We start from the raw sequence: 11,515 nt of genomic DNA, 5'->3' as shown, positions 1-11,515 counted from the left end.
GGCCGCGGCAACCGGCGCCGAAGCTTCAGCCGCCGGCTTGTCCTGTGCGGCGGCCGGCGCCGAGATCACGGCGCCTGCGAGCACGGCAGCGACGGCCCCAGCCGTCAGGAATCGTGTGAACCAGGTTTTCATGTTTTGACCTCTTCCTTGGCGGATTGGGGCTTATAGGGCGTCGCCACCGGTCTCACCGGTGCGGATGCGGATGACTTGTTCGACGTCGGCCACGAAGATCTTGCCGTCGCCGATCTTGCCGGTGCGCGCAGATTTTTCGATGGCCTCGACGGCGCGCTCGACCACGTCGTCAGGCACGGCCACTTCGATCTTTACTTTAGGCAGGAAGTCGACGATGTACTCCGCGCCGCGGTAAAGCTCGGTATGACCCTTCTGACGTCCGAAGCCTTTGACTTCCGTGACGGTAATGCCCGATACACCCACTTCGGACAATGCCTCGCGGACCTCGTCGAGCTTGAACGGCTTGATGATGGCCATGATGAGTTTCATGCTGGTTCCTCCTCGGTCGGCGGCACCGGGGCGCCGCCCCGCATCGTTATTGGAAAGTCTTGGTGATCGACAGCAGGGCCGTGGCCTTGCCCATGTAGTTGCCGCGCGTGTTCGTATAGAACGCGCGCGAAGCGTTCGTATCGATGTAGGCCAGCGACGCCGCCCAGCCGTTGCCGAAGTCTTTCGTCACGCCGACCTTCCAGTCGGCATACGAAGCGCGCACGGTCTGATGGGGCACTTGTTGGTAGCCCGCATGCAGGTTCAGCGTCAGGCCCCAAAAGCCGGTATCGAAGTTGCCCGACAGATCGAAGTACTGGCTGTGATGCGAATCGGGCGTGCCGAACAGGTTCGAAAACGCGTGCGAATACTTGAACGTGACCGGGCCGTAGCCGATCTGCGCATAGCCTTCGGTCGTGTGCGGACGCGTGAAACCGTCGGGATAGCTGCCCGGGTAGTAGTACTGGAGCACGCCCACGTCGATGGGCACGTCCTTGACGATCTCGGTCTTGTAGCCGCCGTAGAAGTCCATCTCGATCGGTGCGGAAACGTTCGAGTTGGAATCGCTCAACCAGCTGATCGACGAGTTCCAGTTACCGATGTAGAAACCCTCGGGCAACACACCGCCAGGAATGGCGTAGTCAAAGCCGCCCTGAATGGCCGGCTTGTTGTTGGTCTGCATGATGCCGCGGTAGCGGTATTGGCTGGCCAGCGTGACGTTGGCCGTGAGTGCGGCCGGCGCGGGCGCCGGTGCGGCGGCCGGTGCATCAGCCGCGGGTGCGGACTGCGCGATGGCGGTTTGGCTGACACCGGCAACGGCACCGGTCAGCAGTACCAGACTGGCTGCGTACGCAAACTTCTTCATAACGGCTCTCCCCCTTTAGACAGTCGCAACGGAATTGAAAAAAATCGCACCAGTTCTGCAACTGTCATGCCATGTCGATGTCGTCAGATTGGAGGGCGCCTTCGGTTACGGCCTCGCGTTGCGCCATAGCGCAAAGGCGGAGGAAATTGGGGACGGGTTTCGCCTGGCAACGCCTGCTGCCCGTGAACAGTTGCCGCAGGCGGGTTCACGCCATGGCGGCCTACGCCGTCATGGCGCGATAAAAACCATGTGATAGAGTGATTTCAGCCCCATGCGGTGGCGCACAGGGCGCGGCGCGGAAGCTGCGACCATCCGTTCTGTCCCCATTTGGATGGGGACGCCAATGCCGCATCGCAGCGAGATTTGACGCAAGGTGTGCCGTTCACAGCGCTCAGCCGGTACCATCTCGGCCAGCAGCACCGAAACCACGCGCCTGACGCGGGCCTTCGCACCACGACACAGCAATTCACGCGCACGGTTACGGTGCATGCACCGGCCTGGCGCAGACAGCACGACCCACGGAGCAAACGACATGAAACCGACCGATCTCTTTTCCGACTTCCAGAACCGCGTCAGCGAAGCCCTGCGCAACTCGCCGGCGGCCGACATCGAAAAGAACGTCCGCGCGATGATGACCCAGGGCTTCTCCAAGCTCGATCTGGTGACGCGCGAGGAATTCGACGTGCAATCGCAGGTCCTGGCACGTACGCGTGCGCGTCTGGAGGAACTGGAAACGCGCGTGGCCGCACTGGAAGCTCAACTCAAGTCCGCCGCCCCCGCAGATCAGTAAGCAGCGAGCTGCCGCCGGGTGTTGCGCGGGGCGCGCATCTGCCTGGCCGCTGTGCCGACCGCTGCACCCTTGCTGCGGCGCACAGCGAAAAGATTGATGCACCGCCTTGTTGCGGCTGGCGAACTGATCTAGAACGTCCTTAAGACGCATCGCGCAGCCGCGCTTGAGGAGAAGATCATGCAGCATCGCCTCTACTTCCTGATGCCGGACGTCGTCAGCGCCCGGCGCGTGATGAACGACCTTCTGCTGGCGCGCATCACCGAACGCCACATCCACTTCGTCTCCAAGCCCGGCGTCGACCTCACTGGCCTGCATGAGGCCAACATCCTCCAGACTTCCGACATCGTCCACGCCACCCAGAACGGGCTCGTGATCGGCGGGGGTGCAGGGGTGCTGGCGGGCATTGTGGCGGCCATCTTCCCGGTCATTGGCGAAGGGCCGCAGTGGGGCATGGTCGGCATTACCACCGTGGTTGGCGCGCTGTTTGGCGCGTGGGCTTCGAGCATGATCGGCAGTTCGGTGCCCAACAGCCGCCTGAAACCGTTCAAGCAGGCAGTGGAGGATGGGCAGATCCTGCTGATGGTCGATGTGCCGCGCTCGCGCGTAAGCGAGGTACGCGCGCTGCTGCAGAGGACGCATCCCGAAGGCCGCTTCAGCGGCGAAGACTCGGCCATGCCGGCCTTCCCCTGAATTGATCTGCCGACAACAAAGCCGGAGCCCAGTGCTCCGGTTTTTTTGTGCCCGTTTCTCATACCAAAGCGATCGTCAAATTTGGATGCCGATGGCCATGGCAGTGCAACGCGGCTGGCACAGTGGAGGGTTCCGCAACCGTCACACTCCGTCACGCCATGCACCGATGCCAAGCCTTCTGCCTTGCTAGTGAGTTCTCCCGAAGGACTGCGCAATGAGCCTCGCTGTACTGCGTTCGCGCGCCCTCTCGGGCATCGATGCGCCGGCCGTCTCGGTGGAGGTCCATCTGGCGAATGGCCTGCCATCGTTCACCATCGTCGGCCTGCCTGATACCGAGGTGAAGGAGAGCAAGGATCGCGTACGGGCAGCGATCCAGAACAGCCGCTTCGAGTTTCCGGCGCGGCGCATCACCGTCAACCTCGCCCCGGCCGATCTTCCAAAAGAATCGGGCCGGTTCGACCTCGCTATCGCGCTGGGCATCCTCGCCGCGAGCCGGCAGATTCCGCACACGCACCTGGACGCGCACGAGTTTGCGGGCGAGCTGTCGCTGTCCGGCGATCTGCGGCCGATTCGCGGTGCGCTGGCGATGGCGTATGCGCTGTCGCGCAACCCCGTCTCCGCCGATGGCGACGCACCACTTGCCCGCGACTTCGTGCTGCCCGCCGAGAACGCCGCCGAAGCTGCGCTAGTAAGCGGCACCAAAGTCCTGCCCGCGCGCACGCTCATCGAGGTGTGCGACCACTTGAGCGCGCCGGATCGCAAGCTCGCGCCCGCGCTGCCCGCGCTGGTCGACGCGGACATCCGCTATCCCGACTTGGCGGACGTGCGGGGGCAGCCGCAAGCGCGGCGCGCGCTGGAAGTGGCCGCCGCCGGCGGTCATTCCATGTTGATGATCGGGCCGCCCGGCACCGGCAAGTCGATGCTCGCGCAACGGTTTCCCGGCTTGCTGCCGGACATGAGCGATGACGAAGCGCTTTCCGCCGCCGCGGTGATGAGCCTGACCACGCGCGGCTTCGACGCACGGCGTTGGAAGGTGCGGCCGTTCCGTTCGCCACACCACACAGCATCTGCGGTGGCGATGGTGGGCGGGGGCAACACGCCCAGGCCGGGCGAAATCTCGCTGGCGCATCAGGGCGTGCTCTTCCTCGACGAGCTTCCCGAGTTCGAGCGCCGTGTGCTCGAAGTCCTGCGTGAGCCATTGGAAACCGGCCACATCACCATCTCACGCGCAGCGCGTCAGACAGACTTCCCTGCCAGCTTCCAGCTGATTGCCGCAATGAACCCGTGTCCGTGCGGCTATCGCGGGCATCCGCTGCGGGCGTGCCGCTGCACACCGGATCAGGTGGAGCGATACCAGGCGCGCATTTCGGGGCCACTGCTTGATCGCATCGATGTGCAGATAGAGGTCCCGACGCCCTCGCAGGAGGAGTTGCTCGACGGGCCGCCTGGTGAACCGACGCGCAACGTGGCCGAGCGTGTCTCTGCCGCGCACGCGCGACAGCTCGCACGACAAGGCAAACGCAACGCCTTGCTGGGCGGCCATGAAATCGATCTGCATTGCAGCCGCACCGATGCGGCGGATGGCTTGCTGCGCCACGCGATGACGCGCTTCTCGTGGTCCGCCCGCGCCTATGCACGCGTGCTCAAGCTCGCCCGCACGATTGCCGATCTGGCAGGCGACGAGCAGATCGACGCGGCGCATGTGGGCGAGGCCATTCAGTATCGGCGCGGGGTGAAGGCGGATTAGCGCGCATCCCCACGCTGTGCCCTCAACGACTTGGCGGGCAGCCCTGCGGCGGTGTGAAGCTCACGCAGTCTGGCGCTTCACGAAGAACAGCGCTGCGCCGATGCTCATCAGCATGCCGCCAAAGAAGCGGCTCTGCCAACGCAGTGCGCGCGGATTGCGGAACAGGCGCTGCGCGCGCGAGGCCAGCAGCGCATAGCCGTGCATGACGATCAGGTCGACGAACACCATCGTCGCCGCCAGGATGCCGAGTTGCGAAAGCAGCGGCTTGGCCGGATCGATGAACTGCGGCAGCACGGCCACCATGAACAGGATGCCCTTCGGGTTCGTCAGATTGGTCAGCAATCCAACCAGGAACCGACGGCGCGCACCGCTGCCCGAGACCTTCAGGGGCTCGCCCTCAGTGGGCTTGGCGATCTGGATGGGCGTGCGCCATTGGACGATACCCAGGTAGATCAGGTACATCGCACCAATGATCTTGATGGCCGTAAAGGCGTGCTCCGACGCGATCAGCAGCGCGCCCAGCCCGGCACCCGCTATGAACAGGATCACGACAATGCCCAGCTCCAGCCCGGCAATCGTGACCGACGTGCGGCGCACGCCATGCGTCAGGCCGTGGCTCATGCACAGGATGGCGCCCGACCCGGGCGAGATGGCGATCACCCAGGCAGCCAAAAAGAAGGCCAGCCAGACTTGCAACGTCATGATGGTTCCCCGTGATGCGTTGTGTTGCGGTAAAGCGCAAAACGATAATTGTGCACCGGCTGCGGCCAGTTCGCCCAGGTCTGTGCGGGCCTAGTACGGATGGAAGCTGGCAAGGAACTGGTCGACCTGCTCCTGCTGGCGCGCGTCGCGGGCGGCATCGCCCGATTCCAGCACGACGGCCTGGTAGGCGTGCTTTCCCGTGGCGACCACGCGGGCGGTCAGCCGGCGCGGCGCGGGATCGTCTCCGCCGGCACCGAGCGCAATCAACTCTAACGCTGGCAATGACAGAGGCGGCTGCGCGGCGGTCTGCACGACGATGTCGCGCTCGGTCACGTGGCCCTTCAAGTTGGCGGACAGGCCGTTGCGCAGCGCCTCCACGGCGCGCTGGCGCCAGACCGGATCATCCGCGGGCAGTTCCACCACGCCGATGGCGAACAGCGTGCCGTCGACGCTGGCGGCCTGCATCGTCATCGGCATGCGTTGGCCGTTGATGGCGATGGGGCGGGCTTCTGCGGTGGGCTTGGCGGGGTAGTCCACGGCGTAGGCGCCCTCGTTGGAATGCACCGTGCGCCAGTCGTACTTTGGCGAACAGGCCACCAGCAGGGCACAGGCCAACGCACCCAACCCGATCCGCCAACCTGCCGTTACTTTGACTGCCACATCGCCTCCTGTCGGTTTCCGGCCGGTTTCTGAGCCGCCTATTATCCGACACAGACGTCCGCTCTCCCTATCAAGGACCGCGCCATGCCAATCTCTGTCACCGTCCGTGCCCTGCGTGCCGACATCACCACGCTCGACTGTGATGCCATCGTCAATGCGGCGAACAGCTCGCTGTTCGGCGGGGGCGGCGTGGACGGCGCCATCCACCGCGCGGCGGGGCCAGAACTGCTGGAGGCGTGCCGCGCACTCCATGGCTGCCGCACCGGTGAAGCGAAACTCACGCCGGGTTTTCGCCTGCCTGCCCGCTACGTCATCCACACCGTCGGGCCGATCTGGCACGGTGGCCGGCAGGACGAGGCGGCGTTGCTGGCCGCGTGCTATCGCAACAGCCTGGAACTGGCGCGCAAGCACGAGGTGCGCAGCATCGCGTTTCCGTGCATCAGCACCGGTGTGTATGGCTTCCCGCCGCAGTTGGCTGCACCGATTGCCGTACGTGCCGCGCGCGAGCATGGCGCCGGCTTGGACGCAATCACCTTTTGCTGCTTTTCCGCCACTCACCTCGCTCTGTACGAAGCCGCCCTCGCCAGCGATAAGTGACGCACGCATCGCGCCATGGACGGATTGTCGCGGCGGACATGCGGCGCCGGCGCGTCGGGCCTACAATAGACGCTTGATTTTTCTTCCTGACCCGTTGCCGACATGGCCTCGACCCTGACTTCCTCCGCAGCCCCAGCAACTGCCACCGCCACGTCCGGCGGCCGCCGCTGGCTGCTGCCCGTGATCATGCTGGTGCTGGCTGTGGGCGGCTGGTTCGGCTGGCGTGCGTTCTCGCCGTCGCAGCAGGTCCCTGCTGCCACGTTCACGCTGCTGGATGGGCAAAAGCTTTCGACGCAAGACCTGAAGGGCAAGGTCTATCTCGTCAACTTCTGGGCCACGAGTTGCGCCACCTGCATCAAGGAAATGCCCAACATGATCCAGACGTACAACAAGTACAAAGGCGAAGGCCTGGAATACGTGGCCGTGGCGATGAGCTACGACGCGCCGATGTATGTGATGAACTTCAGCCAGACGCGACAGTTGCCCTTCAAGGTCGCCATGGACGCGGACGGCTCCGCCGCCAAGGCGTTCGGCGACGTGCAGCTCACGCCGACCACGTTCCTGGTTGACCGCGAAGGCCGCATCCTCAAGCGCTATGTGGGCGAACCGGAATGGTCGTCGTTCGATTCTCTGCTCAAGCAGGCGCTGGGCAAGCAGGCTTAAGCGGTCCGCGCCCCCGATTCAAGCGAAACGCCCGGTCGATGCCGGGCGTTTTTGTTTTCGGGCGATACAGGTTCCACACTAGGTTCACGCGAGCCTGTTGTAATGACGGTCCGTCAGTGCCTGGTTCGATGGAGTGCGCATGGTCAATCACTACTGCATGTTCAAGGGCAAGCTGAAATTCGGCGTGCCCTACCTGGAGGGCTACAACGGCAATCCGCATTACGCCATCGTGCTGGAAGCGCCGGATGGCGCGGACTTTGTGGTGCTCGCCAATGTGAAATCCGACTCGAGCATGCCAGGTGCGGGTGCTGCCGGCTATCACGTGCTGTATCAGTGGACAACGGATCTGCAGTTGCCGATCACCGCCGACCTGACTGCGCTCGCCCCCGGGCTGCACGCAGGCGGCTTCCCACGCCTGGACTACCTGCGCGACGCCGGGCTCGTGGACTTCCCGAACATGCGGCCGATCGCGCTGGACACCGAAACCGAACATAACGACATCAACGCGCTCGTTGACGACATGCTCAACCTCGACCGCACCGCCACGCCGATCGACTACGTCTACCACGGCAGTTCTGGCGACGACGACCGTAAAGGCTGGCCGCCGCGCACCGACGTCACGGTCTACGGCTTCGGTTTCTTGTTCGAGCCGCAGCACAACGGACTGCACGAGACGCACATGAACCAAGGCAACCCGGTCGTGCATACACCGGGTGTGAAGGACCATTCGCGCGAAAACGGCACGCAGCAGGACGGTGCTGTCATCGTGGAAACCGACGGCAAATTTCAGGCGCTGCTGATCGCGTTTCAGACGCAGCGGATTCCGACGGATGACCGTGGATATCCGGTGGCGGATGCGCATCCGATTCCGGGTTGAGCGCGAAAAGACAACGCCCGGTTTGTGCCGCGCGTGGTCGCGTGTGGGCGTGCCAAGTCAAAGGCCGTACCGCTTGATCTTGTCATACAGCGTCGCACGGCCGACCTGCAGAATGTCCGCCGCCTGGTGGACCGAGCCGCCCGTGCGCGCCAGTGTTTCGGCAATCACCGTGCGCTCGTAGCGCTCGACGCGCTCCTTGAGCGGCATGCCGTCTTCCGAAGCATCCGGCACGACCGGCATGCGGCCGACGCCAAGCACAAGACGGTCGGCCGCATTACGCAGCTCGCGCACGTTGCCGGGCCAGTTCGATTGCATCAGCTCGTGGCGCTGACGCTCGGCCAGCATCGGCAGCGGACGCTGATAGCGCACAGCGGCTTCGAGCAGGAAATGTTCGAACAGCGGGATGATGTCTTCGCGGCGTTCGCGCAGCGGTGGCAGGTCGATGACGACGACATTCAGGCGGTAGTACAGATCGCGCCGGAAACCGCCCGCCTCGATCAGCGCTTCCATATCGCCCTTGGCGGCCGCAACGATGCGCACGTCGATGCGCACCGAAGCATTCGAGCCCAGCCGCTCCAGCGCGCCCTCCTGCAACACGCGCAGCAGCTTGACCTGCAGCGCGATCGGCATGCTCTCGATTTCGTCGAGAAACAGCGTGCCGCCCGATGCGTGCTCAAGCTTGCCGATGCGCCGCTTGCCCGCACCGGTGAAGGCACCGGCCTCGTAGCCGAACATCTCGCTCTCGAAAATCTGTTCAGGCACGGCGCCGCAGTTCAGCGCGATGAACGGCTTGTCGTGACGCGGCGAGAGCATGTGCAGACTGCGCGCGACGAGTTCCTTGCCCGTGCCGGTCTCGCCGTTGATGAGCACCGGCGCATCGGTGGTCGCGACGTTCTCGATCAGCGCGCGTACGGCGGCCATCGCTGGTGAGCGCCCGATGATGCGCGTGCCAGCCGCCGGGCCGGCCAGTTCACGACGCAGTGCGCGGTTTTCCAACTCCAGCGCGCGGCGTTCGACGGCGCGACGCACCGTCTCGGTCAAGCGTTCGGCGGGAAACGGCTTCTCGATGAAGTCGAACGCGCCTTCGCGCATGGCCTGCACGGCCATCGTGATGTCGCCATGGCCGGTGACAAGCACCACGGGAATGCCCGTGCCAAACGACTGGCAGTGCGTGAGCACGTCCAGGCCGCTCGCGCCCGGCAGGCGCAGGTCGCTCACGACCACGCCGGGAAAGTTCGCGTCGATCTTGCCGACGGCTTCTTCGGCGCTGCCGAACGCCTGCACATTGAAGCCGGCCAGTTCCAGGCTCTGCGCGGTGGCCTGGCGCACAGGCGGGTCGTCTTCGATGAAGAGAACGTTCAAGCCTTCGGACATGGTTCGTATCTGTGTGGAAAACGGATCAGGTGGTTGCCGCGGAGGTGACGTCGGCGCGTACCAATGTCAGCGTAAATTGGGCCCCGCCGCCCGGCATGTTGGCCGCCGACAGCGAGCCGCCAAAGTCGCGCGCGATGCTGGTGGAAATCGCCAGTCCAAGGCCGAGCCCCTGGCCGATCTCCTTGGTGGTGAAGAACGGCTCGAACAGGTGCGGCATGGCGTCGGGCGGAATGCCAGGGCCGTTGTCGCGCACGGCGATGGTCAGTTGATTCGATTGCGCCTGCGCTCCCTCGGTGGGGCCGATGGTGATGTCGATGCGGCCGGCGCGTACCGGTTCATTGGCGTTGATCGCATCGAGCGCGTTGCCAATCAGATTGATCAGCACTTGCTCCAGCTTCAGTTCATCTGCGCGAACGACGGCCTCTGTCTCGGGGATGCGCCAGTGCAGTTCGACCAACACGTCGCCCAGGCGAGGGCGCAGCAGCGCGAGCGTGTGATCCAGCGCCACGCGCACCTGCACATCCACCACCTTGCGCCGTGAGCGTCCCGCAAACAACTTGAGCTGTGCGGTGATCTTGCCCATGCGCTCGGTCAGGTCGGCAATTGCCTGCAGGTTATCGGTGGCAGCGCCGTGCTGGCCGCGTTCGAGCAGGATACGGGTGTTGTCGGAGAACGTGCGCAGCGCAGCCAGCGGCTGGTTCAGTTCGTGCGTGATGCCGGCGGCCATCTGGCCCAGCGCGGCAAGCTTGCTGGCCTGCACGAGTTCATCCTGCGTGGCGCGCAGTTCGGCCTCGGCACGCGTGCGGTCGACGATCTCGTGCTGCAGTTGTTCATTGGTGGCCATCAGGTCGGCCGTGCGGTCTTCGACACGGCGCTCGAGCTGGTCATACGCGGCTTCGAGCAGGCGGCGGCTACGCAGCATCTCCATCATGCGCAGGCGCCGCTGACGCCAGTAGAAGAGCAGCAGGCACGCGAACGCAAAGGCAAATGCGGCCGCCACGGTGGCGCTGCGCGCAGCACTCATCACGGGCTCCACCGGCGTGAGATACATCAGCGTCCAGTCCGGCTCGACCAGTTCACGCGAAACCTGCAGATAGCGCGTGGCGTTCGTGCGCTCGCCAACGCGGATCAGTTCTGCACCTTCGGGCAATCGCCCGGTCAATCGCAGAAAGGCCGGCGCCTCCGGCTGCAGCGGCAGAGGCGTGATCTGCTTGCGGTAATACTGGCGCGTCGCTTCCAACTGCGCCTGCAGCTTGGATGTGAGCGGCTCCACCGTGCGGTACTGCCACGCGGGCACGGACGACAGGAAAATCACACCGTTCTCATCCGCCACCATCACCGGTTCCGACGCGTCGTGGCTGGCGCGGCCGAACCATTCGAGGTTGAGTTTGACCACCGTCACGCCGATCACGCGGCCATCCTGCATGACCGGCTGGGAGATGTAATAGCCGGGCTCTTCACGCGTAATGCCAATACCGTAGAAGCGCCCGACGTGGCCTTCCGCTGCCTGCTGGAAATACGGCCGGAACAGATATTCGGCGCCGACGAAGCTGTCGGGCTGGTTGTAGTTGGATGCTGCCAGCGCCTTGCCGCTGGGGGCGATCACGTAGGTGGCAGTGGCGTGCGCGCGATCGTTGACTTCGCGCAGATAGCGGTTCGCGCGGTCGACGTTGGCAGGTGTCGGATTGGCGAGCAGATCGTGGATGAACGGATGCAGCGCCACCAGGGCCGGCAGGTATTCGTAGCGATCGAGCGTGCTCTTGAGGTTGGCGGCATAGCGGTCGACCCGCCCTCCGGCGGCCTGCTGGGCCTGCGTGAGGCCCCGGTTCCACGCCACCACAAAGGTGGTCGCGCACACCACGGCCATCACCACCACGAGCCCGAGCGCCACCAGCCACCAGAAGCCGCGTCGCGAGCCGGAGGCGCTGGTGAAGGAGAAATCGGGATCGGACATCGGCTGGAGGTCGGCGGCAGAGAGTGTTGCCGTGCCTTCCAACGCCGTGCCCGCAGTCGGCATGTCGCCGAGGTGCTTCACGAGGTGCATCCCAAAAA

Annotated in this window: 12 protein-coding genes; 6 read left to right on the top strand and 6 right to left on the bottom strand. The window is 64.7% G+C overall.

Annotated features, from left to right (window positions below):
- Positions 1 to 162: 162 nt before the first annotated feature.
- Entirely contained in the window at positions 163 to 501 is a 339-nt protein-coding gene (locus BEK68_RS14375) for a P-II family nitrogen regulator (RefSeq protein WP_004637070.1), read from the bottom strand.
- A 46-nt stretch (positions 502 to 547) separates the two neighbouring features.
- Positions 548 to 1,363, bottom strand: a complete 816-nt coding sequence (locus tag BEK68_RS14370; protein WP_009239214.1) for a TorF family putative porin — start codon at positions 1,361 to 1,363, stop codon at positions 548 to 550.
- Between the two features lie 532 nt (positions 1,364 to 1,895).
- On the opposite strand from BEK68_RS14370, the gene BEK68_RS14365 reads away from it, so the two are divergent.
- The 3 genes from BEK68_RS14365 (at position 1,896) to BEK68_RS14355 (ending at position 4,590) form a co-directional block, all read left to right on the top strand.
- Positions 1,896 to 2,153, top strand: coding sequence for an accessory factor UbiK family protein (locus BEK68_RS14365; RefSeq protein WP_004637064.1), 258 nt, complete (start codon positions 1,896 to 1,898; stop codon positions 2,151 to 2,153).
- Between the two features lie 177 nt (positions 2,154 to 2,330).
- Positions 2,331 to 2,843, top strand: a complete 513-nt coding sequence (locus BEK68_RS14360; RefSeq protein ID WP_004637063.1) for a hypothetical protein — start codon at positions 2,331 to 2,333, stop codon at positions 2,841 to 2,843.
- A gap of 214 nt (positions 2,844 to 3,057) precedes the next feature.
- Entirely contained in the window at positions 3,058 to 4,590 is a 1,533-nt protein-coding gene (locus BEK68_RS14355) for a YifB family Mg chelatase-like AAA ATPase (RefSeq protein ID WP_009239215.1), read from the top strand.
- Between the two features lie 60 nt (positions 4,591 to 4,650).
- Here BEK68_RS14355 and BEK68_RS14350 read toward each other — a convergent pair whose 3' ends face one another.
- Positions 4,651 to 5,292, bottom strand: coding sequence for a LysE family transporter (locus BEK68_RS14350; RefSeq protein WP_004633832.1), 642 nt, complete (start codon positions 5,290 to 5,292; stop codon positions 4,651 to 4,653).
- 90 nt (positions 5,293 to 5,382) lie between these two features.
- Entirely contained in the window at positions 5,383 to 5,952 is a 570-nt protein-coding gene (locus BEK68_RS14345; RefSeq protein ID WP_009239216.1) for a hypothetical protein, read from the bottom strand.
- 84 nt (positions 5,953 to 6,036) lie between these two features.
- Here BEK68_RS14345 and BEK68_RS14340 point away from each other — a divergent pair, with 84 nt between their 5' ends.
- From BEK68_RS14340 to BEK68_RS14330, 3 genes are all read left to right on the top strand, one after another.
- A complete protein-coding gene (locus tag BEK68_RS14340) occupies positions 6,037 to 6,549 on the top strand; it encodes an O-acetyl-ADP-ribose deacetylase (protein ID WP_009239217.1) in 513 nt (170 codons plus the stop codon).
- Between the two features lie 102 nt (positions 6,550 to 6,651).
- Positions 6,652 to 7,212 (top strand): TlpA disulfide reductase family protein, encoded by a 561-nt coding sequence (locus BEK68_RS14335; protein WP_009239218.1) that lies wholly within the window; start codon positions 6,652 to 6,654, stop codon positions 7,210 to 7,212.
- Positions 7,213 to 7,351: 139 nt separating this feature from the next.
- The gene (locus tag BEK68_RS14330; protein ID WP_009239219.1) at positions 7,352 to 8,089 is read left to right on the top strand and encodes a DUF2278 family protein; all 738 of its coding nucleotides are present in this window, start codon (positions 7,352 to 7,354) and stop codon (positions 8,087 to 8,089) included.
- Positions 8,090 to 8,146: 57 nt separating this feature from the next.
- Here BEK68_RS14330 and BEK68_RS14325 read toward each other — a convergent pair whose 3' ends face one another.
- Positions 8,147 to 9,463 carry a sigma-54-dependent transcriptional regulator gene (locus tag BEK68_RS14325; protein ID WP_004633824.1) on the bottom strand — a complete coding sequence of 439 codons (1,317 nt, stop codon included), beginning with the start codon at positions 9,461 to 9,463 and terminating at the stop codon, positions 8,147 to 8,149.
- 25 nt (positions 9,464 to 9,488) lie between these two features.
- Entirely contained in the window at positions 9,489 to 11,507 is a 2,019-nt protein-coding gene (locus BEK68_RS14320) for a sensor histidine kinase (RefSeq protein WP_004633822.1), read from the bottom strand.
- Positions 11,508 to 11,515 lie beyond the last annotated feature (8 nt).

The organism is Ralstonia pickettii, from assembly GCF_001699815.1.
Classification (GTDB): Bacteria; Pseudomonadota; Gammaproteobacteria; order Burkholderiales; family Burkholderiaceae; genus Ralstonia; species Ralstonia thomasii.
Note: the sequence above shows the minus strand (reverse complement) of the source record. Positions and strands in the feature narration are given on the sequence as shown.

What these genes read in the sequence shown, in the direction of transcription:
- BEK68_RS14355 (WP_009239215.1), top strand. Translation starts at nt 3,058, where the DNA reads ATGAGCCTCGCTGTACTGCGTTCGCGCGCCCTCTCGGGCATCGATGCG.
- BEK68_RS14365 (WP_004637064.1), top strand. Translation starts at nt 1,896, where the DNA reads ATGAAACCGACCGATCTCTTTTCCGACTTCCAGAACCGCGTCAGCGAA.
- BEK68_RS14325 (WP_004633824.1), bottom strand. Translation starts at nt 9,463, where the DNA reads ATGTCCGAAGGCTTGAACGTTCTCTTCATCGAAGACGACCCGCCTGTG.
- BEK68_RS14340 (WP_009239217.1), top strand. Translation starts at nt 6,037, where the DNA reads ATGCCAATCTCTGTCACCGTCCGTGCCCTGCGTGCCGACATCACCACG.
- BEK68_RS14320 (WP_004633822.1), bottom strand. Translation starts at nt 11,507, where the DNA reads ATGCACCTCGTGAAGCACCTCGGCGACATGCCGACTGCGGGCACGGCG.
- BEK68_RS14370 (WP_009239214.1), bottom strand. Translation starts at nt 1,363, where the DNA reads ATGAAGAAGTTTGCGTACGCAGCCAGTCTGGTACTGCTGACCGGTGCC.
- BEK68_RS14360 (WP_004637063.1), top strand. Translation starts at nt 2,331, where the DNA reads ATGCAGCATCGCCTCTACTTCCTGATGCCGGACGTCGTCAGCGCCCGG.
- BEK68_RS14335 (WP_009239218.1), top strand. Translation starts at nt 6,652, where the DNA reads ATGGCCTCGACCCTGACTTCCTCCGCAGCCCCAGCAACTGCCACCGCC.
- BEK68_RS14330 (WP_009239219.1), top strand. Translation starts at nt 7,352, where the DNA reads ATGGTCAATCACTACTGCATGTTCAAGGGCAAGCTGAAATTCGGCGTG.
- BEK68_RS14375 (WP_004637070.1), bottom strand. Translation starts at nt 501, where the DNA reads ATGAAACTCATCATGGCCATCATCAAGCCGTTCAAGCTCGACGAGGTC.
- BEK68_RS14350 (WP_004633832.1), bottom strand. Translation starts at nt 5,292, where the DNA reads ATGACGTTGCAAGTCTGGCTGGCCTTCTTTTTGGCTGCCTGGGTGATC.